Raw genomic sequence first — 24,244 nt, forward strand, 5'->3', positions numbered from 1 at the left:
TATCAGCTCAAAAATACGCAAATTTTTCTTGAAAAATATTTGGTAAATAAAGAAATCTATTCTATATTTGCACTCGCAATAACAGAACAACGATCATTAAAAATTAAAGAAAAAAGGAGGGTTGCCAGAGTGGTTAATGGAGCAGTTTGCTAAACTGTCGACGCGAAAGTGTCGCAAGGGTTCGAATCCCTTACCCTCCGCATTTTTTCTTTACCTTATAATTATATTCGGGGCGTAGCGTAGTCCGGTCATCGCGCCTGGTTTGGGACCAGGAGGTCGCAGGTTCGAATCCTGCCGCCCCGACTGTTTTAATAGTTTTCTCAAAACTATTCAATGGGTGCGTAGCTCAGCTGGATAGAGCATCTGCCTTCTAAGCAGACGGTCTCAGGTTCGAATCCTGACGCGCTCACAAAAAGACTCACAATTTTAATTGTGAGTCTTTTTGTTTTTAAGCCTTTTTTATTCTTTTAAAAATATTTTAAAATCATCTTCCACATCCTGAATTACATATTTCAATCTTTGATCCTGAATTTGGGCAAATTTTTCTTTTATTATTTCGAAATTTAATACTTTGCCATAAATCCTAGCAATATCACCTACTCCATATATTGCTGTTCGGGCTATGCCGAAATCTTCATTCAGAATATATTTAGTACAAAGCTCTTCCAACCACAGCTGATCGTCGACACCATTTACAGCACCGATAATAAGTTTGGAAACATTATGACCATCATTTAGCATTTGCTCAATTTCTGACTTATTTGTGTAATTAAATTTCTGGTATTTCATTATTAATTAAAAATACTGTTTTATACTAATATATTTTTTTAAAAAATAATTTTCTTTTTTCATTAATTTTCAATTGAAAGCTTTCATTAAAGATCTTGACTCCTACATTCTCTTTAAAATTATTAATCGTATTAATTTTTTTGAGTAGAAAAAGGTAAAAAGGCGCTTAATGCTATAAAAATAAGCAGTCTCTTAAAAGCACTTATTTTTGAAATTTCATTGTTATTATTAGCTATGGTTAAAGTTAATAAAAAGAAAAATTGTTTCATTTTTAAGACGTTAGCTATTTTATTGAAATTTTATTTTTATAATTGAAAAAAAAACTATACATTTGCACCCACAAAAAACAAGGTAATATTCGTTGTTTTAGATGGCTAATCGGGGCGTAGCGTAGTCCGGTCATCGCGCCTGGTTTGGGACCAGGAGGTCGCAGGTTCGAATCCTGCCGCCCCGACTGTTTTAATAGTTTTCTCAAAATTATTTAATGGGTGCGTAGCTCAGCTGGATAGAGCATCTGCCTTCTAAGCAGACGGTCTCAGGTTCGAATCCTGACGCGCTCACAAAAAAACTCACAATTTTCATTGTGAGTTTTTTTATAGATCATTAATAAGCAGCAAAATTTATAAATTATATTTATCTATCTAAAATTATTTAAAAATAGTCTAAATTTGTTTACAGTTGTTTTATTACATTTTATTCCGTTATATCTTTGCTTAATCTTAAACTATAAGATTTGCATAAACATATATTTCTCATTTTTTTGCTTGCCTGTTTTAAAGTTTATAGTCAACAGTATAACATCCAGTTATATAATACTGATAATGGGCTTCCGCAGAATAGCGTAAAAGATATCATAAAAGATAAATACGGTTTTCTCTGGATCACAACCGAAAACGGAATTGTGAGATATGACGGGGCTAATTTCCTGGTCTACAAAAATTTTCCGTTGAATAGCCAACGTTTCACCTATTTTTACGGATCTCCTGATAAAGACAGTATTTTTTCTACCGGCGGCTATGGTAGAATTATTTTATTGCATGAGAAAAAACCGACTGTTTATGAAAATAACAAAAAAAATCAGAATTTTATTTCTAAAGATAATATCGAGTATTTCTTATATTCTTCCAATTACAGCTACGGTGTAGTTCCCGTAAACTATTATATGAAGCTCAAAAAAGGAATGTATTATTTAAAAGAAAACTTTTTATTATATAAATCTTATCACACAAAGACCGAGGAAAAGCTGAAAATAAACCCGTTTCATGAAAATATTCCCAGGATTTTTGCGATTAATGAATCTGTATTTTTTTTAGATATCAGGAATCAAAAAGTCAAACAAATCGAAGAGGACAACATTATAAATTCTTACCATATCCCGTTACTTACTGACCGTAAAAGTAAAATTTTCTGGAATCAGATCAATAATCAGGTTTTTATTCTTAATGAAAATACACTCTACACGTGCCGTTATGAAACCGGACAGTTAAAAATAACTCCGCTCATGCAGATGAGTAATAATATAAAAAAAGATAATCTTATCAGCATATATTATGATGAATTTTACAAAAAGCTTTATCTGGGAAGCAGTACAGATGGTCTGCAGATTATTAGTTTTTCAGAATTTACTGCCATAAAAAGTCCAAAATCGCACTCTATTTTTTATTCTTTGCTCCCCTTCAGTTCTTCTTCAGTCATTACGTATTGGGGAGAAGTCTATGACCGGAATGGTTTTATAACCGATAAAAAATTTAAAGATACTAGTCCGTTTTTTATGGATTATGATCAAAATAGAAACATTATTGTCCGGAATGAAGGTCATGCAATGATCTATAAAAAGGAAAGTTCTTACAAAAATTTTATTTCTCTTCCGATAAAAGATTTTTTTATAAACGGTTTTTTTTACGATGAAAACAGATATTATGCAATCATTGTAAAACCCGGAAAAAATGGCACCAATCAGTTTTACGGAATGCTTGCCGTGTACAAGGATACATCTTTCAATTCGTTAGAAAAAAAGATCATATTTAATGATGAGCCTACAAGATTTCTCAGGATTAATCGGGATAATATGCTGGTTGGTACTATAAAAGGACTGTATAAAGTATCACTCATTACAAATAAGGCGCACCTGATCGGCACGGACGAAATATCAATCCGAAATATTATAAAGTCAAAAAATGGTAATTTCTGGATAACAACGTTAGGGAAAGGCTTTTATTTACTCAAAAACGATCGCCTTATTAAAATGCCCCGTGACAGTAACGACAATATTTCCTCGGCACATACAATTTTAGAAGATAGCAACGGTTTTTTTTGGATACCTACCAATAACGGACTTTATAAAGTATTGGAAAGTCAACTTTTAAAATATGCCCAAGATCAAAGCTTTAAAGTAAATTATTATAGATTTTCAAAAGATTCGGGTTTTAATACCAATGAGTTTAACGGTGGCAGTAATGTATGTTCCGCAAAGCTGGAAAATGGAGAATTTGTGCTTCCTTCATTAGATGGACTTGTGTTTTTTGATCCTTTAAAAATTAAAAGCTATTATCCTGAAAATCTATACGTTGAAAGATGTCTCGTTGATAATCAGGAGCTTTATTTTAAGAATAATTTGTATTTGGATCAGGAATCTGACCGTATTGAGATATTTATTGATGCTCCGTATTTTGCAAATCCTGATAATATGGTGATACAGGCAAAACTAAGCGGTAACCCTCAAAAGAAATGGCAGCTTATCGGAAAGGAAAGAAAATTTTCAATTTCAAACCTTGGATACGGAAACCACATTCTTACAGTAAGAATCCTTGTTTCTGATACCGGAAAATTTATCTATAAAAAAGTGAATATCATTATTCCTCCTTATTTTTATCAGACTTTTTGGTTTAAAATAATAATCTTTTTGATATTATCATTCTTATTATATTTTTTAGTAAAATGGAGATTAAGCTTTCTTAAGAAAAAAAATTATGAGCTGGAACGGGTTATTAATCTGCGTACAAAAAAACTTTCTGATACGGTAGAAAAATTAGAAACTACAAAAATACGGCTTCATAAAGAGATCGAACAGCAAAAAAAGCTCATCGGCACCATTACCCATGATATTACAACTCCGATAAAATTTATTGCTCATACCGCAAAAGAAATTTTAGAAAAAGAAGAATTTGACCAAAAACTTACAGAAAAAATCCTTCATTCTATTTATAAATCATCGGACCAGTTGTATAATTTCACCATTACGTTGAAAGAATACGCAGATATTTACAGTCATCGGGAAGATAAAACAGAATTTTATTCTCTTTATCAGCTTATTGAAGAAAAAAGAATACTTTTTAGCACCATTGCAGAGAATGACAATACTGCAATTATCAATAATGTAAACCCGTTTTTACAGACACAGATCAGTAAAAACATATTGGCTGTGATACTTCATAATCTGCTTGATAATTCTGTAAAATTCACAAAAAACGGCACGATAACAATCAATAATACCCTTGAAAACGAAAATATCATTTTGCTGATATCAGACACGGGAATCGGGATGGATGAGAAAAAAATAGAATACTACACCAAGCTACAGGATAATATTGAAAGTGAAAAATTATTATTACAGAAATATGGGATGGGACTGCATCTCGTTTTGCAATTATTACAAATGATCAACAGCAAAATTGTCTTCGAAAAAAATAAATTACAGGGAACATCTTTCAAATTAATTTTAACAAATAAAAAAAATGACTAAATATATTCTTATAGCCGATGATCACGACGTTGTACTGGCAGGTACGAGCTTAATTTTAGAATCAAGAATACCCAACGTAATTATTGATCAGGCTGAAGATTATCCCGAAGCACTGGAAAAGATTTCCAGGCAAAAATATGACCTTGTTATTTTAGATATCAATATGCCGGAGACGAAAAATAAAAAAATGATCCCCGAAATTAAAGAACTTGATCCTGATGTAAAAATCCTGATATTTTCTGCTTACGAAGAAGAAATAGCCGTACAGTATATAAGAGAAGGCGCTAATGGATATCTCAGTAAGCTGAGCAAGGTTGATGAGATTTCAGATGCCGTGAGCAGAATATTCTCTGAAGGTTATTATTATCCGTCTGCTATTGTCAATCAATTATTGCAGGAATCGCCGTCGGATACCATAAAAAATCTTTCAGAAAGAGAATATGAAATTTTTATCTTAATGGTAAAAGGCTATGGGAATTTAGAAATCTCAAATACCATGAATATCCAAATGACCACCATCAGCACGTACAAAAAAAGAATTCATAATAAATTGAAAACCAAAAATCTTGCTGATCTTATTAAGCTTTATCAAACTTATATATCTTAACTATTTTTCTGTTTGTTAGGTTGTAGCGATTTCAAAATATAATGAAAAATAAGTTGTACAACAAAAATAAAAACATCAACTTATTAAGAGCCGTGTAGAAAATTTTCTACACGGCTCTTAATTTTATTCTACAAAATATGAGTTTTATTATAGAACTATTCCTATAATTTTACATTATTATAAAAGAGCATATAAGTCCTCGGTTAATGCTCCATTCATTCCGGTAAAAGATTAATAAAGATTTTCAACAACAAAAACATTAATAAATGCGTAAAAAATTTACAACATTATTAAAAGTAGTAGGATTACTAATTTCTTCTATTGCTTTTGCACAGACAGGAAATGTAGGAGTAAACACTCCAAATCCGGGATCTACAATGGATATTAACGGATCTGTAGCCGCAAATTACAGCGCAGTAAATACAACACCCTACAATTTAACCTCAACAAATTTCCATGTATCTTATAACGGTACATCGAATGCTGTATTTAATCTTCCGACAGCAATAAGCGGGACCGGAAATTTCAAAGGAAGAATGTACACGATCAAAAACAACACAAATTTTACAATAACAGTAAATGCCGCAGCTCCGGAAATAATCAACGGAAACCCAAGCATTTTAGTCCCTGCAAATCAGAGCGCACAACTAATCAATACAGGTCTTACAGGAGCTAATTCTACATGGGAAATGGTCTCTTCAAACAACATAACAGCCAGCAACGGTACTACTCTCTCTGGTACTGACGTGAGATTAGGCGGCACACTTTCTCAGGCAACCAACATTGATACAGCAGGAAATAATCTAAGTGTCAACGGAACAGGAAAGATTCTGGTGGGTACCAATGTACTTCCTGCGGGAGCTTCAAATTCTAAACTTGTAATTGACAATGGGACAACAAACGGTGCATTACAGATCAAGGATGGTACTGAGCAACTTGGATATGTACTTACAAGTGATGCGAATGGTTTGGCAACCTGGTCGTCTACAACAACCACCTCTTTTGCAAATAATTGGACTCCTTATACAGGAACATTAACCAATCCTTTTACAGCTCCCACGGGTATAAGTGGTGTATCTACAGGAGTTTCAGTAGTAATCCCTTCAAAAGGTTGGTATTTCTTCCGTTTTGGTATTGCCATTAATTCTGATTGTAATGATTACATTTTCTATATTAACGGTTCTGGAGATGTCTGGAAAAGCTATTGTACATCTAGTACTGCCGTTTTTATGAGTCCAAGAGACCAGAACCGGGTATTATATTTTCCCGCACCAGGAACTTATCCTGTATTAGCAGCTAAAACTAATGGTGTTGTACCTATAGGTTTTAATATAGGTAACCCTAGTTTTTATCTTGATTTTGTGAAATTCCAGAATTAATATAAAGCTGATCTTCTCACTTTTATTTAATGGTAAACTGTTACAAATTCTATTTTAAATATTCTGTTGAACACTTTCACAAACATATTTTCGTATGAAAAGAAATCTGATTTTCTTATTATTAGCAATTCTAAACTGTGTTTTGATTTCTGCACAGGCTGGAAATGTAGGAGTTAACACGCCAAATCCCGGCAGCAAATTTACAGTAAACGGCTCATTCGCTGCAGCATACAGCTCTGTAGCTACAAGCGGGCCGGTTGGAGCTGATGATTATTATATTGCATATAGCAGCGGCAGTAATGGGACTTTAACATTACCTGCTGCCATCAACGGATTAGGTAATTTCATCGGACGTACCTACCATTTTAAAAATACAGGAACAGCAAACTTTTCGGTAGCAGCCAACGGAAGTGAATTAATTGACAATCAGAGTGGTGCCGGTGTGGCATCAATCAATGTACCACCGGGTTATTATGCTTTTTTTATAAGTAAAGGATTGACGACAGGAACAACGTGGGAACTGATTTTGCTTTCAAGCTCAGACAGCCTTCCCGCTGCAGCATCTACTTATGCTTTTTCCACGGTAAGTACCACAACAAGGCAGACCATGCCCGCCACCACCGGTCCGTATATTGCTACAGAAATTGTTTATCCGCAGGGAATGGTGGTAAATACAGGAAATGCCTTAAATACCTCAACTGGACGATTTACAGCTCCTACAAACGGATACTATATGTTTTATGGTTCTACCCAGTTTGATAACGGTTCGCTTCCCGGGAATCCTGCATTTAGCTTTGCCCTGCTTTATCTGATAAAAAATTTCAGCACAACTCCCAATAATGTATTAGTGCAGTCTTATCAGAATAATCCGGGAAGTCTCGTAGGAACAAATGTTTCGTGCATCACCTACCTGAACGCCGGAGAAACCATAAGTATGGCTGCTGTAGCAGCAGTAGCCAGCGGCACTACGTATCAGATTGTGGTAAGCTCATTGTACGGTTACAAAATCGCAAATTAATTTCAACTAAAAATCATTTAACAATTAATCAATTTTATATTTGAGCTAAAAAGATTCTAATAACACAGTGAAAACTCTCAATCGTGTGGATTTCCCTCATTTCTATACGGTTTTACCACTACTAAAGTCCGAAGATAGTTTCTACTACCTAGGACTTTGATAGGTTGATCCTATTTTACACTAAAAAAAGCACCTAATTAGTCCCGATAACAAACGGATTCAACTATTAAAATTAATTTTTTATGACCTATATTTAATAAATAAATACTTCATTGCCGGTCTAAATAAATAGAAAAATAATAAACGACTATAAAAAGTACGCTCTGTTTGGCAAGACCCTACTGCAGAAAATTGCATTGAAACCATCATTTAATTTCGATTTTCCGCTCACTGAGCAAGCCTGTTTTCTCTATGTTTTACAAGGTGAATTTCAATATCAGGTCGATCAAGAAAAGATGAATATTCCTGTCAATTATTCTTTATTACTGAATTGTATCAACTCCGGATAATAGGCAGAACGCTTTTGATCATGTTTATTCTGTTTATCGCAGGTTCTGTTTATCAGTATCTAATGCAAAAAAAACAATAAACCCGATCCAACGTACGTACAACAAGAATAAGTCTACTAAAAAACTCACAAGAAATTTGTGAGCTTTTGTTTTTTTATCATCAAGCTATTTTAATTTGTGAAATTTACTTCAGTTTATAAGAATTACCGTCCCAAATATATGTTTTAGAAGCACGTTTTTTCTTTTCTCTGTCTTTATCATCCTTTTCCATTTCTTCCATTTTAAAAATGAAAGCATTTGGAATTCCGCCTTTGTCGTTTGGAAAAATAAATTCTTCGGTGTGATAATAAACATCGGCATCACCAACATTCATGAGCTGAGGAAGAGCTACCAACTTTTTATTTTTAAATAAAATATATTGATCATAACTTGCAATTCCGCAAGCTTCACCGGAAACCATCGCTTTTAAGGTTAATTCAACATTATTGAGCTTATGATTGCTTTCAATCGTAAACGTTCCATAACTCAAACTTTCTGCAGAACCAGTATCAAAGGAAACCTCATCAATTAATGTATTTCCTTCGACTACTTTTACAGCAGCGATATTTTGATTAATAATAATTTCAGGATATTGCTTGTCTTTTTTGTTAATTGTTTTCGTTAAGCCAAAAAGAAAATCATAACCGTTTTTATTTCTGTAACCTACACAAAGATTTCCGCCCCAAATGTAACCTTCTGAGGTTTTATCGTCTTTTTGATAAAATATTTTGTACCAATTTGCTCTTCGCTCTCCTAATTTCAAAATGGTTTCATCTTGTTTAATGATCAAAACCTGTTGATTGGTTGGCAAAGAATCCAGAATTTGAGCATCGACCTTTGGTGATTGTCTTACTCTTGTCCAATCTGTGAATATTTTTTGAGTTTTATTTTCTTCAAAATTAAAAATTCCGTTGGCATAGGAAATTTCCTCGTCTTGTGCAGAAAAGAATTGAATGATTAATAAAAATAAAACTGTAAATAAAGATTTCATATTAATATTTTGCGGTGTTTTATTTCTCAAGCAATAAACTTACCCATTCTTCACGTTGAAGTTGTTTTTTCAATTCAAGTCCATTTTCTTTGCAAACTTCTAAAATATCGTCAACATCAAAGAAACATAATCCTGAAAGCAATAATTTTCCGCCATCATTTAACACTGAAACATAAGTCGGAATATCTGAAATCAAGATATTACGGTTGATATTCGCTAAAATAATATCATAATTTTCTTTTCCTAAATTTTCGGCAGTTCCTTGTTCGATATCTAATTCTACTCCGTTTCTTACTGAGTTTTCTTTTGAATTTTCAACTGACCATTCGTCGATATCAATTGCTTTTGTTTCAGCTGCTCCGATTTGTTTGGCATAAATCGCCAAAACCGAAGTTCCACAACCCATATCTAAGACTTTTTTGCCATTAAAATCAATATCCATCATCTGTTGGATCATCAAATGCGTTGTCGGGTGATGCCCCGTTCCGAAAGACATTTTAGGCTGAATGATAATTTCATGCATTCCCGGAACCGATTCGTGGAATTCTGCTCTGATCAATACTTTATCGTCGATATTTATTGGTGAAAAATTCTTTTCCCATTCTTCGTTCCAATTAATGTTAGGCATTTCTTTGAAAGTGTATTCAATTTTAACGTCTTCATTTTGGAAAAGTGGTAATGCTTTAAGTTCCTCTTCCTTAAATAAATCTTTCTGAATATAACCTAAAATACCCTCCAATTCTTCTGTGAAGCTATCAAAACCTATCTCGATAAGCTCTGCCATTAATATATCACTCCAAGGCTGAAGCGGAGAAATCTTGAAATCGAATTCTAAATAATTTTGCATGTGAATAATTTGTTGCAAAAATAAAACTACTTTTTTGATTTATTGGAATATTGTGCTTTTGTTTTTTTTAACGCAAAGAGCGCAAAGGTTTATTAAAATTGATATGCATATTTTCGTTCGCAAAGGCGTTTCACTCAGCAAAGATCGCGTCATGATTATCATTAAGTTTGTCATCTTGGAAGGATCTAGGCAATTATTTAAGTTTTGGCTAGTTTTATGTATAAAAAAAGTGGGCTAAAGCCCACTCCTATTGATATTATTCTTCAAATTTAAAATTAGAAAATTTTTAACTCAAAATCTTAAATTTTAAACCGTTTATGGATTTGTAGAGAAAATAGACCCGTTCGCAATCAAAGCTCTTCTGTTCATTTTTAAAATATCTCTTACCCATTCTGCGAAATCTTCCGGTTGAAGAACTGTTTCAGGGTTTCCGTCTGTTAATCCACCTTGGATCGACATATCAGAAGCGATTGTACTTGGCGTTAATGTGATGACACGGATATTTTGTTTTCTCCATTCCGCCATCATGGATTGAGATAAAGAAACAACCGCTGCTTTTGAAGCTGCATATGCTGACATATTCGGACCACCTTTTAATCCAGCTGTTGATGCTACGTTGACGATATCTCCTTCACCCTTTGCTTTCATGAAAGGATGAACTGCTTTTGCAGCATAATATACTCCGAAAAGATTCGTTTTAATCACCTGTTCCCAAGTTTCAGAAGGCATTTCTTCTATCGTTCCAAAGTCTCCGATTCCTGCGTTGTTGATTAAAATATCGATTCCGCCCAACTGTTCTGCCAAAGATTCGATTCCTGATTTCACGTGAATTTCATTATCCATACTGAAAACGGCATAACATGCATTGACACCCAATTTTTGGATCTCATCAACCGTCATTTTAAGGTTTTCTTCGTTTCTACCTGTAATTCCGATATTCACTCCTTCATTTGCCAATGCCAAAGCAACCGCTTTACCAAGACCTCTTCCTCCGCCTGTAACGATAGCGTTTTTTCCCTGTATGTTCATTTTGATAGTATTTTATTCGTTTAAGCAAATTTACGAAAGGGATTTTTGATTGAAACACAAATGAACACAAATATTTTTCACAGATCACACAAATTTATTAACCACAAAAGTTTTAATTAAATATTTTTAAGTTTTGGCTAAAGCCAATTGAATTGTTAATTTCAACAAACGGGCTAAAGCCCGTTCCTATTTATAATATCACACGTTTTAATTGTGTTTATTCGTGAAAAATATTTGTGTTCATTTGTGTTTAAAACAGATTTAAATTTTAATCAAAAAAAATAAAACCGACTCCACATGAAGTCGGTTTCTTGAAAGTATAATAAAAAATGAAAAACTAAGGAATAAGAATAGGGTTTTGAACCTCGAATTCTTGTGTTGTTGTGAACTGATTTCCATACATATCCACTGCTTTTACCTCAACTTTATGTTTTCCTAATGTTAATTTTTTAGGAAAAGCACCTGTCCAGATGTGTTTTGACATTTCCGGGTTTGAAGGTCTTCTTCCCGGTAAAAGATTTGGAGTAACGTCCCATTTGAAAACTGACATTACAAAGTTTGGATCCAAGGTTTCGTCATACTCCATTGCTTCCCACTGATCGCCGTCGATTCTGTATTCTACCTTGTCTTTTTTGCTTCCCATGAAGAAATTAGCCAAGATTTTTGCAGAAGTTCTGCTAGGAATTGCTTTCGGAACATATAAACCGATCTGATAATCTTCCGGTTTTCCGGCTGTTTTGTATTTAACTTTATATTGATTATCATTAAAACTGATGAAAGAATACCCTTTTGCAGTACCATCTCTCATGGTTGAAGTCGGCAATCCTGCATCGTCTGCCGTTCCGGACCACCAGTCACCGCAAGTTGTTCCTGCATTAAATTCGTGAAGATCTTTTGACCCGTTCCAACCTGCTTGTTTTCCGTAGAAAATTTGTTGTTGGATGTGCGTGTGGGCCGATAAAATCAAAGCATTTTGAAAAGGTGTCAGATAATCAAATAATTTCTGACGGTCTGCATTTCTGAAATTATCTTCGTTTTTATGATCCAACGGAATGTGGAAAGAAACGACAACCAATTTGCTTTTATCAACTAATTTAAGGTCATTTTCCACGAATTTCAACTGATCTTCGCGAAAACCTCCCCAATAACCTTTTCCATCTCTCGGATCCGGATACAAAATGTCATCCAAAATAATGAAGTGAACATTCCCATAATTGAAAGAGTAATTAGCAGGTCCAAAATTAGATTCAAACGTTTCGTCTGAGAGTAAATCTTCTTTTGCATCGTAGTTCATGTCGTGGTTCCCCATCACGTTATACCAAGGTAAACCAACTTCTTTCATTACATCTGCGTAAGGTTTTTGTAAACTTAAATTATCTCCAACCAAGTCACCTAAACTAATTCCTAACACTGCATTTTTCTTGGTATTTTTAACCTCATTTACAATCGATCTTTTGAAATAATCCAATTCTTTTTCTGTGTAAGGTTGAGGATCTCCGAAAACTAAAATATCGAAGTTTTTGCTTTCGTTTTGCTTATTTAATGCAAAATTTAATTCTTTTGGAAGCTCTCCAGTCGGTGCAGTTCCTTTATATTTAAAATCTGCAGGCGAACCTTTTGGTTTATATTGATAGTAATATTGAGGTAAATTATTTCCATTCACCGGAGTCATATATCCTGAAGGCTTAATCACAAAAACCGTCTGATTTTCCTGAATTGGTAAGCTGTATCTTCCGCTTTTATCAGTCAAAACTACCTGAGTTCCGTTTGAAACCGCTACTCCTTCGATTCCTTTTTCTTTATTTTCTTTTTTCAGGTTTTTGTTAGTGTCTTCAAATACATATCCTGAAACAGAGGTTTGAGAAAATGCCATTGCTGAAATTAGTAAGCAGGGCATTAAAAATTTTATATTCATTTTATTTTAATTATTAAGGTGGTTTTATTTTCAAATCCTCTTTGTCATCCTGCAAGGATCTCAACAATCTTGGAAAAACTTAGTTTAGATTCCTACGGAATGACAAACTTTGTGGTTAATTTTTATGCTTAAGTTTGTGGTTAATTTTTATGTTTTAATTTAAACTTAGCTTAATTATTCACTTAAATTTTTCAACTTATTATTGATTCCACCATGTTTTAAGGTTGATATTATCTCCTCCCATTTGCTGAACTGCAGTTTGATAATTGGCAGTATTCAAAACCTTTGGATTTGGAGGATACATTAATCTTTGAGGAAGATCTCCGTTATTTAAAAGTCCGCCATTGTTGGGAAGTATTGGGAAACCTGTTCTTCTTTTTTCAAACCATTGCTGCTGGTCTACAAAGAATAAAGCAACATATTTTTGAAGATATATTTTGCTTAAAGAACCGTCATACGCCAAAACAGGATTAGCAAAATAATTAGCAGGCATCACAGCACCCCATTGTTCGATGGTTGCTTTTACCCCATTTTCATAGAAAGTCTGCGCACTTCCGGGAATAATTCCCTTGTTTGCTAATTCTGCTAAGGTGAACTGTAATTCTGCATATGGATAAATCAAAATATTTAATGGAGCTTTTGCTAAATTCTGATTCATGTTTGAAGGCTGATAATTAAATACCGTTCCGTAAGTATATCCTGATGGAGCCCCTTTATACCCAATATTTACACTTGCCAAATCTTTTGCCTGACCAAAAAACAAAGCCATTCTCGGATCATTATTTGCTTTTAAAGTTTCAACAAAAAATGCAGAAGCAGCTCTTCCTGTCGTAAAATCCTGCGGTCTGGCGATCGGAGGAAGAAGTGGGGAAACTCCGGTTACGTTTAATTTTGCAGTCTCAGCATTGCTCTGGAAAATCGGATAAACCAAAGGATTATTGATGATCTCCTGAATTCTTTCATTAACGTTTACTTCACCGTTTTTCTTTAAAATCCTTGTCAATAATCTCAATGAAAGAGAATTACAGAATTTTTTCCAGTTTATAATTCCGTTGGCATCGGATTCTGCTTTGTAAAAAAGGTCAGAACCTGTCAGTAATTTCGTAGTAACGAAAAGTGAATTTGCGGCTTTTAAATCATTCAATAATTGAATATAAATATCTTTCTGCTTATCAAATTTCGGCTGAGAAATACCTCCATCCAAATTGGAAGCTTCTGAAAACGGAACATCACCATAAGTATCAGTAAGATTTGAGTAAACCCAAGCATTCAAAACCATTGCAATTGCCTGATAATTAACATCATTATCTCTTATTGCCGCTTTTTTCATATCACTGATCTGCATCAGCCATTTGTAGCTGTTGTTCCAAAAACCGGCACCTGTATTTTCTGTTACATAATAACGACTCAGAGAGTTTCCTTCGTTTGGAAAATCAAGAGAAACCTGCATGATATCAAATGTGAAATCGTTTGCTCTCATGTAGTTGATTGCAGACATATTGTACTGAATCGGAACTAATAATTTTGAAGCTACAGGCTCATTGATTCTACTTTCATCAACGTTAACCTCATCTAAATTCCTGTCACAAGAAACTGAAACAAAACCAATTCCTGTAATTAATAAAATATTTAAAAGTAATTTTTTCATGATTTTAAATTTTAGAATTTAACATTAAGCTGAATACCTACCGTTCTGGCTGTCGGCAACTGCCCCATCTCAACTCCCGGAGTGATCTGGTTATCGTTAAGCGTTGCAGCTTCCGGATCAAATAATGGGAACTTCGTCCACATCCAAAGATTTCTCCCGAATAATGCTAAAGTCAGATCTGTGATTTTAAGCTGTTCGATTACTGTTTTCGGGAAAGAATATGAAATTCTGGCATCTCTTAATTTAATGAAAGAAGTATCGAAAGTATTCGTTTCTACGTTGGCTCTTCTGTAATAATCTGCGTAATAAGCCGATGCCAACACTCCTTTTGTATTGGGAGAGAATGAACCGTCAGGATTTTGTACAACACCTGCTCCAACGATCAAACCTCCGGGGTTATCTCTTCCGATCAATGTATGCTCTAATTTCCCCTGTTCAGTCATTTTGTGGTGAGACTGTGAATACGCCATTCCTTTGTACTGACCATCAAATGAGAAACTTACCGTAATATTTTTATATCTGAATTCATTCTGAAGACCAGCTCTCCATTCCGGATATGCGTTTCCGATCTTCTTCATTTGAGTCGGTTTTGCTGTTAAGCCATCGCTCGCATTGAAAATCACCTGTCCGTCAGGAGAATACATCAATCCATAACCATACATATCACCCAATGAACCGCCTACAAACGCGTTATAGTAAACTACTCCACCCACACTTGCCATTGTGTAAGGCTCACCATGGAACTCTTCAGGAAGAGAAAGAATTTTATTTCTGTTCAGCGACCAGTTGGCATTTACGCTCCATGAAAAGTTTTTATTTCTAATCGGATATGTATTTAAAGTCATTTCCAGCCCTCTGTTTCTAACCTCTCCTGCGTTGATCACTCTATTGCTGTAACCCGTTTCCCACAATGTCGGAATCTTTACAATCTGATCTTTAGAATTGTTTTGATAAGCCGTTATGGAATAATTAATCCTGTTTTTAAGAAAACTGAAATCCATCCCTGCTTCCATGTTTGTAATCATGTTAGGTTTCAGATTCGGGTTCGGATATAACGCCGGAGATTCTACAGAACCTGAAAAATCACTGTTATTATAGTATTTTATCAACATGTAAGGATCTGTATCGTTTCCGACTGTGGACCATGAAGCTCTTAATTTCCAATAATTAAATTTATCAGACGTTAACTTGAAAATATCTGAAAGAATGAACGATGTAGAAACCGATGGATAGAAGTAAGAACGGTTCTCTTGCGGAAGCGTACTGCTCCAGTCATTTCTTGCCGTAAGATCTAAGAAAGCTTTGTTTTTATATCCTAAAGTTGCCAAAGCATAGGTACTGTTAACCTGCTTATCACTTGGTTTTGCAAATTTATTGATGTTTGAAATCCCATTTGGCATTGTATAAAGTCCCGGTTTCAGAAGTCCGTCTGCCAGATAATCATTCATCGTGTATTCTGTGTAGCGGATATTTCCTCCGACTGATGCACTGAAATCAAAGTCATTGAATTTATTTTTATACGTAAATAAGATATCATTATTTAAATCCATCAACCTGATATGCTGTTCTCTGTACATTCCCTGAAGGTAGTTAGCTGAACTATAAGGTCTTTTTTGGGTACGCAATTCGTTGGTCAATTCCATTCCGGATCTTACTAACACTTCGAAGTTTTTAGTAATTTTATAATTAAGGTTTACGTTTCCTGTGATGAAGTTTTTATCAACACCATTCAGCATTTCGTAAGCAATCAAATATGGATTATCGATAAACGAACTAAACGGATGTACCTGATCAACCTGATCTTTCCCTGATTTCCAAATCGGTGCGTACCAAGATAAATCAACATTCGGATTCTGGAAGATCATGAAATATGAGATCGACTGGTTGCTGTAACCCGTTGCAGGCAAGTTGTCACTCTTCGTCTTATTGTAATTAAATTTAATTCCAATTTTTAATTTTTCACTTAATTTATGATCAACTGAAAAAGCTGCATTAAATCTGTCGAAACCCGTGTTTGGCATCATCCATTCATTCTTTAAATAGGTTAAAGATGACCTGAAAGATGTTGTTTCGTTCGAAGATTCTAATGAAATATTGTTTGAGAACGTAGTTCCTGTTTTCCAGAAACCTTTGATATTGTCTTTGTAAGGCTGCCACAATTGTCTTGTTGCACTTTGACCTTCTGTTTTCGGATCATATTGGAAAAAATACTGTCCCGCGAATTTCGGTCCGAAAGCACTACTTGTTCCACCAGTATTAAGTCCGTCTGCCGAAACCTGATAAGAATAAAAATAATTTCCGCTGGCGTCTTTCTGCATTGTTCCCTGCCCGTATTCGTACTGATAATCCGGCCATTTCAAGACGGTATCGTAACTTGAATAAGAATTTAAAGAAACCTGTATTTTTCCGTTCTTGCTTTTTCCGGATTTTGTGGTGATCATGATTGCTCCACCTGCTCCTCTGGAACCGTATAAAGCGGATGCTGTAGAACCTTTTAAGACCGTAATAGATTCAATATCATCAGGGTTGACTGTATTGATTCCGTTTCCGTAGTCGATTGGTAAATCTGCTTTGGAACCTGCTCCATAAGCCGAAAAACCTGTTCCTGTTGTATTATTATTCATCGGAACACCGTCTATAACGATAAGAGCGTTATTTTCACTCGCATTCATGGAAATATCACCACGCAATTTGATGGTAGAACTTCCCAAAGGCCCGGCTCCTGCTGTCTGAATTTTCAGACCGGCAACCCTTCCTTCCAATGCCTGTGACCAGTTATTGTTCTGAGTTCTTAATAATTCTTCGGACTTAATGGTTTCGGCAACATATCCCAAAGATCTGTCTTGTCTTTTGATACCTAAAGCCGTTACCACAACCTCGTCAATGTTTTTAATAGTGTCTCTTTTAGCTTTCTCCTGAGCCGTCAGACTGACACTGACGAGCCCGAGCAGTGACAAAACCAACAACTTTTGTGTCTCTTTACGCATATCCTTTTTTGTTTGCGCAAAATTAGACCGACATTATGATTACGATCTTAACAAGACTTTAACATTTATTAAAGAATTATTAAACAAAATATTAATTTATGATTAACAAAAATCACATTCGTTTGGTTAACAACATATTGAATAATTAAGCACTTTTAATATGAATAGCATACTATATTCACTTATCTTCATTGTCCTTTTTTGATATAATAAATTTCCCTTTATTAAAAAGCTTTTTGAGTGTTTAATTTTTAACTAAATTGATATAAAAAACAAAAACCTGCCTCAAAAAAGAGACAGGTTGATTGGTATTAAGATCATTAAGAATATCAAGTTAAGCTTTATTTTCGGGAAAATCTGCTTAACACTTAACCTTAATAAAGAATTACTTATTTTTTAATTGATCAGGAATATTTGTAGTGATAAAACCGATTCCCTGAGCTTTTAATTTGTCATAAACCGCTGCGTCATTTACCGTCCAAGAATTGGTGATTAAACCTAATGCTTTAGCTTCAGAAATCCATGTTGGGTTTTTATCGAAAATGCTGTAATGGTAATCGATTCCGTCTAAACCTTCTTTTTTGATCTGTTCAGGCGACAATTCTCCGTTCAGATATTGCACTTTAAATGTAGGTGCCAATTTTTTGATTTCTTTACAGATATTTAAGCTGAAAGAAATGAATTCACTTTGAGATTCCAGCTTCATATCTTTAATCATTTTGATCGTTTTCGCTGTCAGTTCATCTTCTTTTTCTTTTGTCTTATCAGGCTTGATCTCAACAATCAGCTTCAACGATTTGTCTTTTTTTCCTTGCTTTAAATAATCTTTTAAAGTCGGGAAATTTTCACCGTTTGATAATTTCTCTTTTTCTAAATCTTTGAAAGTAGTTTCAGAAATTTCCATTTTTGCATGATGCTCATCATGATTGATGACCAAAACACCGTCTTTCGTCATTCTTACATCAAACTCAGCTCCATAAATTTTTAAATTCTGGGCATTTTCTAATGATTTAATTGAATTTTCCGTTGTCGGAGGTTGCGTCTGCCAATAACCTCTGTGTGCGATAATCTGGGTTTGTGCCTTCATTGAAACTGTGCTTAAAACTGCTAACCCTAAGATAAAATTTTTCATAATATAATTAGATATTAATATTAAAAAGCCGTGAGACTTTTAGATAAAGGTAATAATTTTAAAAGTGAATGATCAATGGTCAATGGTGAATTAACTTCGTTGTCAATTTTAAAAGTAAATGTTTTATAATTAACAATTGACTTGTAAAGCAAAATTGACCATTCACCGTTTATTTTTTGTTTAGAAACTATACTTTGCTCCAATCTGAATTTGGTATGGATTTCCTGATAAAGGTGCTAAACCACTGGTATTTTTAGAATACACAAATTGTTTTGTAATCGGGTCAAACTTGTCAATTCTGTACAATGCCGTGTTTCCGTATGATTTGTTTACGCCCCATTCTTTGTTAAGTAAATTCGCTAGGTTAAAAATATCAACCGAAAGTTCAAATGCTCCGATTTTATCAAATTTTATTTTTTTCGCTACACGAATATCCCAAACTCCATAGAAACCGTTTTTACCACCATTTCTTTCTGCAATATTGTTATTGTAATCGGTAATGTAATTTTTTAACGCTTTTCCAACTTCTGGATCATCAAGCAAAGGCTGAGTAAGATTCGGGAAAATATACGCCAAATCATTAGTATCAACGAAATCTCCATTAATGTTACCTCCGGAAGTAAGAGAGAAACGCGTTCCCCCAATTCCTGAATATCTTAAACCTATTGTAAATCCTGCGATCGTTGGTGAGTTACCATACAACACGACTTTATTACGGAACTGATTATCCGAATACGTCATTCTTAAATCTCTCGGATCGCTCTGAACAAGTGTAGACAATGTCGCTGAATTCGCTACGTTTCCGTTGTAAGAAGTATTGTCCTTAATATCAGACCATGTGTAACTTGCGGTAATTTCTCCGTCTCTCCAATAACGGTAACTTGTGTCAACCACAAATGAGAACTGATTTACCTTACCGTCACTTACAAGTTCCAGAACTCTTCCGAAGTTTTTGTTGATTCTTCCCTCTTTCCAATCAATTTTTCCATTTGTAGGATTTATTGTGCTCACAGGGACAAATACTCCTCTTCCACCTTCATTATCCAGCGTGAATAAAGGATTTACCTTCATGTTTCTGTCATAATAGAAATAATTGTTTCTTCCCAAAGCCATATATCCTGCAACTCCCGCTCTGAATCTTTCATTAAAGAAATGAGTATAAGAAATATTTGCTTTATAAACGATCGGGATTTTAGCATCTTCTCCTGTATAATTTATTGTTGGAAGCTGATATTGAGCAAGTTTAGGAACTGTTCCGTAATCATTTCTATAACTTACAAAATCAGGAGTCAAGCCAATTTTTGAAGGATTCTCATCTACTGTTGCAAAATGCTTCCCATCAAAAACCAAGTTATTAATAACCATATAATTATTAATGTCAGAAGAGAAAATTCCGGCTCCGAATTTCAAGAAATCTTTATTTCCTTCATTAATATTCCACTCAAACTGAAATCTTGGCTGGATAATGAATGATTTGATCTGATTATCGGTTCTGATTCCCATTTCATCAAGTAACTTTTGGTTAAGTTCAGCTTTCGGATAACCTCCATAATCTAGTCTTAAACCAGCCATTAAATCCAGACCTTTTGCAATTTTAGTCTGAATTTGCCCATAAATACCAATATTCCAGATATTAGATCTTACAGAAGTATCATCCACCAAAGGAACTTCTCTGTAAAATCTGTTTGAAACAAGGTTATTAAAATTGGTTAACCCATCAAAATGAAATCTTCCGTTAACCTCACTTCCATATATTGATTTTGAACCGGTGTACATCAAATCTGCACCGAAAGTATATTTAATTTTATCTGTGTTGTAATATAAGTTGTCCACAATCTGAAAAACATTATTCTTAAAACCCTCCTGCGCAAAACGATGTCCTCCAAACTGAATACTTGTCGTTGGCTTATTTTTATCATCAATAACCGATTGCACACGCTCTACAATCCCTCTAGGAACCGGATGCCCCAACTGATCATTCTGATAACTGTCCTGGAAAGTATATAAATATTGTGCTTTTAATTCGTTGGTTACATTAGGTTTTAAGTTTGATCTCAACGTTAATAACAAACTGTTGTCTAAGTTTTTATCATTCGCATAAGATTCAAAGAAATTGATCGCTGTGTTATCAGTTAATCCGTTTTTATTTAAATCGTAAGTAAAGTTATTCCTTATGGTTAACAAGTTTTTAGGGTTAATCTGCCAGTCTAAACGTAAAAATCCTGCATCAGAATTTCTTACTTTATCAAAAGTTCCGAATTGTGGCGAGTTTCCAATACCATATTTTGCTCTTCCGATGTCTAAAACCTGGTTAAGCGTTTCATTCGTAACCCCAAATCTTAACGCATCTTCTTTAGATTGAACATCCGCAATCACCAACGGTCTTGAATCCAATTGATGATCCCAAGCTACAAAAAAGTGTAATTTATTTTTAATAATTGGCCCTCCCAATGAAAATCCGAACTGAGACGTTGAGAAGTCATTCGTTCTTTTATTTCCTCTGATATCATACGGACTTGAAAGCCAATTTGTTCTCAAATATTCCCAAGCGCTTCCTGAAAATTTGTTCGTTCCAGATTTTGTAACAGCACTTACCGTTCCTCCTCCACTTCTTCCCAGCGTAACGTCGTATTGGTTGGTTGTAATTTTAAATTCACGAACAGCTTCAATCGAGATTGAAAAAGGTGCACCGCTTCGGCTTGTTGTAGCTCCCGCTGATGTTGGGTTTTTCGCGGTCATACCGTCGATCGTAAAGTTGGTAGAAGATCCTAACTGTCCGGATAAATTTCCTCCTTTTCCACTTAATGGAGAAAGTTCTGTAAGGTTAGTGAAATTTCTTCCATTCACTGGTAAAATCCCGATATTTTTAGCAGAAATGGCTGTTGCAGCTCCTAAGTTTCCGATTTTATTTTTCAGGTTTCCTGTGATGACAACTTCTTCGATGTTTTTTTCTCTATTTGCCAAATCAACATTTACCGTCACCTGATCACCAAAATTCACCGTGTAGCCTTCTTTTTTCTCATCATTAACGATCACCGTGTAAGGTCCGCCAAGAGGAATTTCTTTAAAAATGTACTCTCCTTTTGAGTTGGTTTCGGTTTCCGTTCTGAAACCTGTGGACTCATTTACGATCGTTACTTTTACTTTCTCCTGAGCGCTGTTTCCGGCATTAATAACCTTTCCAACAATAGATGCCTGCGTGGTTTGTGCATACGCAAGCGTCCCAAAGCTCAAAAACAATAACCCTAATACAATCTTTACTTTTTTCATATCTTCAAATTAGCTGTGCAAAGCTACCTTGACTTTAGGAGCAAAGTGTTTAACAGAATTTTAACATTTTTGTAATTAAATTAGAACATTATGTTAACTTAGTTTAAACATAAATTTTATCCTATACACAATCAATCTGTTGGAATATGTTACGCGATATTAACTTTCTCACCATATTTAATTGTCTTATTTTTTTAAATGCAATTAGTTTAGTTATTTTTGCTTAAAAGATAGAATAGCAATGCCTGAAAACATTCAACAAAAGATAGAAAAGCTCCGCGAAGAGCTACATCAGCATAATTACAATTATTACATCCTTGATGAAGCCACCATCTCAGATTTTGAGTTTGACACCCAACTAAAAGAACTTCAGGATCTTGAAGCGCAACATCCTGAATTTAATGACGATAATTCCCCTACCTTACGTGTTGGCGGAGCTGTAACTAAGAATTTTCCGACCACTCAACATAAATTCAGGATGTATTCTTTGGATAATTCTTATGATTTTGACGATCTTGAAGATTGGGAAAAAAGAATCATTAAAACGATTGATGATCCTGTAGAATTTGTAGCAGAATTAAAATATGATGGTGCTTCAATTTCGATTTTATATGAAAACGGAAAGTTGGTTCAGGCAGTAACGCGTGGAGACGGTTTTCAGGGAGATGAAATCACAGCAAATGTTAGAACGATTTCGGATATTCCTTTGACCTTAAAAGGAGATTTCCCGAATCAGTTTTTCATGCGTGGAGAGATTTATTTAACAAGGAAAAACTTCGATAAGCTTAATAAACTGCGTGAGGAAGAAGGTTTAGACCCTTTTATGAATCCTCGAAATACCGCAAGTGGAAGCTTAAAAATGCAAGACAGCGCAGAAGTAAGAAAACGTACTCTTTCTTCTGTTTTATATCAATATATTTCGGAAGAAGTTCCTGCAGAAACGCATTGGGAACTGCTTCAAAAAGCTCAAGGATGGGGTTTCAAAACTTCTCAACAGGCAAAACTTTGTTCTACAATGGATGAAGTGAAAGAATTTATCAATTTCTGGGATGTAGAACGTCATAATTTACCTTTTGAAATTGATGGAATCGTTTTAAAAGTCAATTCATTACAGCAACAAAGACAGCTTGGATACACCGCAAAATCTCCACGTTGGGCGATGGCGTATAAATTTAAAGCTGAAAAAGTTGAGACCGAATTAAAAAGCGTTGCTTACCAAGTTGGAAGAACCGGAGCAATTACTCCTGTTGCCAATTTAAAACCTGTTTTATTGGCGGGAACGATTGTAAAAAGAGCTTCTCTACATAATGAAGATATTATCAAAAAACTGGATCTTCATGAAAACGATTTCGTGTATGTAGAAAAAGGAGGTGAAATTATTCCTAAAATCGTAGGCATAAACACAGAGAAAAGAACTTCCGAAAGCAAAGAGATCGAATACATTAAAAACTGTCCTGAATGTGGAACAGAATTGGTGAAAATTGTTGATCAGGCCATTCATTTTTGTCCGAATGAGCTTCATTGTCCTCCACAGGTTGTGGGAAGAATGATTCATTACGTTTCAAGAAAAGCTTTAAATATCGATAATCTTGGAAGCGAAACCATTGAACAACTTTACAGAGAAAAATTAATCGAAAATCCTGCTGATTTTTATACTTTAACAAAAGAGCAACTTCTTCCATTGGAAAGAATGGCGGAAAAATCTGCTCAGAATATTATCACAGGAATCGAAAATTCTAAAGAAATTCCGTTTGAAAAAGTACTGTATGGAATTGGTATAAAACACGTGGGAGAAACAGTTGCGAAGAAATTAGTCAAAAATTTCGCTACGATCGATGACTTAAAAGCAGCAACCGCAGAAGAACTTTGTCAGGTTGAAGATATCGGAACAAAAATCGCAGTAAGCATCGTTGATTTCTTTGCAAATCCTGAAAATATTTTGATGCTTGAACGTTTGAAATCTTACGGCGTTCAGCTTGAAAAAGGAGAAAATACGAATGAAGTTTTATCTAATGTTTTGGATGGAAAAACTTTTCTTTTCACCGGAAAATTATCTTTATTCACAAGAGAATCCGCAGAAGATATGGTAGAAAAACACGGCGGAAAAAATATTTCGGCAGTTTCCAAAAACCTTAATTTCCTTGTTGTAGGTGAAAAAGCCGGAAGTAAATTAAAGAAAGCTCAAGACATCGGAACGATTGAAATTCTTGATGAACAGCAGTTTTTGGATTTGATTGAGAAACAATAGAATCATTGAAAATATTTAACATAATAAGCCATTGAGATTTACTTTCAATGGCTTATTTTTGCCACTTAATTAAAAAAATAACTACTAACTAATA

At 34.5% G+C, this 24,244-nt stretch carries 14 protein-coding genes and 5 tRNA genes; 10 read left to right on the forward strand and 9 right to left on the reverse strand.

The window, feature by feature from the left end; all coding sequences use genetic code 11:
* The first annotated feature begins 115 nt into the window (after window positions 1-115).
* The 3 genes from A0O34_RS03315 to A0O34_RS03325 all read left to right on the forward strand — a co-directional run bounded on the left by A0O34_RS03315 (window position 116) and on the right by A0O34_RS03325 (window position 409).
* Window positions 116-200, forward strand: a tRNA-Ser gene (locus A0O34_RS03315).
* A 28-nt stretch (window positions 201-228) separates the two neighbouring features.
* Window positions 229-303, forward strand: a tRNA-Pro gene (locus tag A0O34_RS03320).
* Window positions 304-335: 32 nt separating this feature from the next.
* Window positions 336-409, forward strand: a tRNA-Arg gene (locus A0O34_RS03325).
* A 50-nt stretch (window positions 410-459) separates the two neighbouring features.
* On the opposite strand, the gene A0O34_RS03330 is transcribed toward A0O34_RS03325, so the two are convergent.
* Window positions 460-789: a hypothetical protein gene (locus A0O34_RS03330; RefSeq protein ID WP_066751143.1), complete on the reverse strand. Its 330-nt coding sequence runs from the start codon at window positions 787-789 to the stop codon at window positions 460-462.
* Between the two features lie 379 nt (window positions 790-1,168).
* On the opposite strand from A0O34_RS03330, the gene A0O34_RS03335 reads away from it, so the two are divergent.
* From A0O34_RS03335 to A0O34_RS03360, 6 genes are all read left to right on the forward strand, one after another.
* A tRNA-Pro gene (locus tag A0O34_RS03335) sits at window positions 1,169-1,243 on the forward strand.
* Window positions 1,244-1,275: 32 nt separating this feature from the next.
* Window positions 1,276-1,349, forward strand: a tRNA-Arg gene (locus A0O34_RS03340).
* 173 nt (window positions 1,350-1,522) lie between these two features.
* Window positions 1,523-4,531, forward strand: coding sequence for a ligand-binding sensor domain-containing protein (locus tag A0O34_RS03345; protein ID WP_066751146.1), 3,009 nt, complete (start codon window positions 1,523-1,525; stop codon window positions 4,529-4,531).
* Window positions 4,524-5,138 (forward strand): response regulator, encoded by a 615-nt coding sequence (locus A0O34_RS03350; RefSeq protein ID WP_066751156.1) that lies wholly within the window; start codon window positions 4,524-4,526, stop codon window positions 5,136-5,138. The genes A0O34_RS03345 and A0O34_RS03350 overlap by 8 nt, the downstream gene beginning before the upstream one ends.
* A gap of 266 nt (window positions 5,139-5,404) precedes the next feature.
* Window positions 5,405-6,517 carry a hypothetical protein gene (locus tag A0O34_RS03355; protein ID WP_066751159.1) on the forward strand — a complete coding sequence of 371 codons (1,113 nt, stop codon included), beginning with the start codon at window positions 5,405-5,407 and terminating at the stop codon, window positions 6,515-6,517.
* A 94-nt stretch (window positions 6,518-6,611) separates the two neighbouring features.
* Window positions 6,612-7,535 (forward strand): hypothetical protein, encoded by a 924-nt coding sequence (locus A0O34_RS03360; protein ID WP_066751162.1) that lies wholly within the window; start codon window positions 6,612-6,614, stop codon window positions 7,533-7,535.
* A gap of 693 nt (window positions 7,536-8,228) precedes the next feature.
* Here A0O34_RS03360 and A0O34_RS03365 read toward each other — a convergent pair.
* From A0O34_RS03365 to A0O34_RS03400, 8 genes are all read right to left on the reverse strand, one after another.
* Window positions 8,229-9,074: an SH3 domain-containing protein gene (locus A0O34_RS03365; RefSeq protein WP_066759469.1), complete on the reverse strand. Its 846-nt coding sequence runs from the start codon at window positions 9,072-9,074 to the stop codon at window positions 8,229-8,231.
* 19 nt (window positions 9,075-9,093) lie between these two features.
* Entirely contained in the window at window positions 9,094-9,921 is an 828-nt protein-coding gene (gene prmA / locus A0O34_RS03370) for a 50S ribosomal protein L11 methyltransferase (protein ID WP_066751165.1), read from the reverse strand.
* Window positions 9,922-10,236: 315 nt separating this feature from the next.
* Window positions 10,237-10,950 (reverse strand): 3-ketoacyl-ACP reductase, encoded by a 714-nt coding sequence (locus A0O34_RS03375; RefSeq protein ID WP_066751168.1) that lies wholly within the window; start codon window positions 10,948-10,950, stop codon window positions 10,237-10,239.
* 337 nt (window positions 10,951-11,287) lie between these two features.
* The gene (locus tag A0O34_RS03380; protein WP_066751171.1) at window positions 11,288-12,865 is read right to left on the reverse strand and encodes a calcineurin-like phosphoesterase C-terminal domain-containing protein; all 1,578 of its coding nucleotides are present in this window, start codon (window positions 12,863-12,865) and stop codon (window positions 11,288-11,290) included.
* Between the two features lie 199 nt (window positions 12,866-13,064).
* Window positions 13,065-14,513 carry a SusD/RagB family nutrient-binding outer membrane lipoprotein gene (locus tag A0O34_RS03385; protein WP_066751179.1) on the reverse strand — a complete coding sequence of 483 codons (1,449 nt, stop codon included), beginning with the start codon at window positions 14,511-14,513 and terminating at the stop codon, window positions 13,065-13,067.
* 11 nt (window positions 14,514-14,524) lie between these two features.
* On the reverse strand, window positions 14,525-17,500 hold the full coding sequence (locus A0O34_RS03390) for a SusC/RagA family TonB-linked outer membrane protein (protein ID WP_066751180.1): 2,976 nt from the start codon (window positions 17,498-17,500) through the stop codon (window positions 14,525-14,527).
* Window positions 17,501-17,885: 385 nt separating this feature from the next.
* On the reverse strand, window positions 17,886-18,632 hold the full coding sequence (locus tag A0O34_RS03395) for a glycerophosphodiester phosphodiesterase family protein (protein ID WP_066751182.1): 747 nt from the start codon (window positions 18,630-18,632) through the stop codon (window positions 17,886-17,888).
* Between the two features lie 180 nt (window positions 18,633-18,812).
* Window positions 18,813-21,902, reverse strand: coding sequence for a TonB-dependent receptor (locus tag A0O34_RS03400; protein ID WP_066751184.1), 3,090 nt, complete (start codon window positions 21,900-21,902; stop codon window positions 18,813-18,815).
* A gap of 241 nt (window positions 21,903-22,143) precedes the next feature.
* On the opposite strand from A0O34_RS03400, the gene ligA reads away from it, so the two are divergent.
* The gene (gene ligA / locus A0O34_RS03405) at window positions 22,144-24,150 is read left to right on the forward strand and encodes an NAD-dependent DNA ligase LigA (protein WP_066751187.1); all 2,007 of its coding nucleotides are present in this window, start codon (window positions 22,144-22,146) and stop codon (window positions 24,148-24,150) included.
* Window positions 24,151-24,244: the final 94 nt, after the last annotated feature.

It is taken from the genome of Chryseobacterium glaciei, from assembly GCF_001648155.1.
GTDB lineage: Bacteria > Bacteroidota > Bacteroidia > Flavobacteriales > Weeksellaceae > Chryseobacterium > Chryseobacterium glaciei.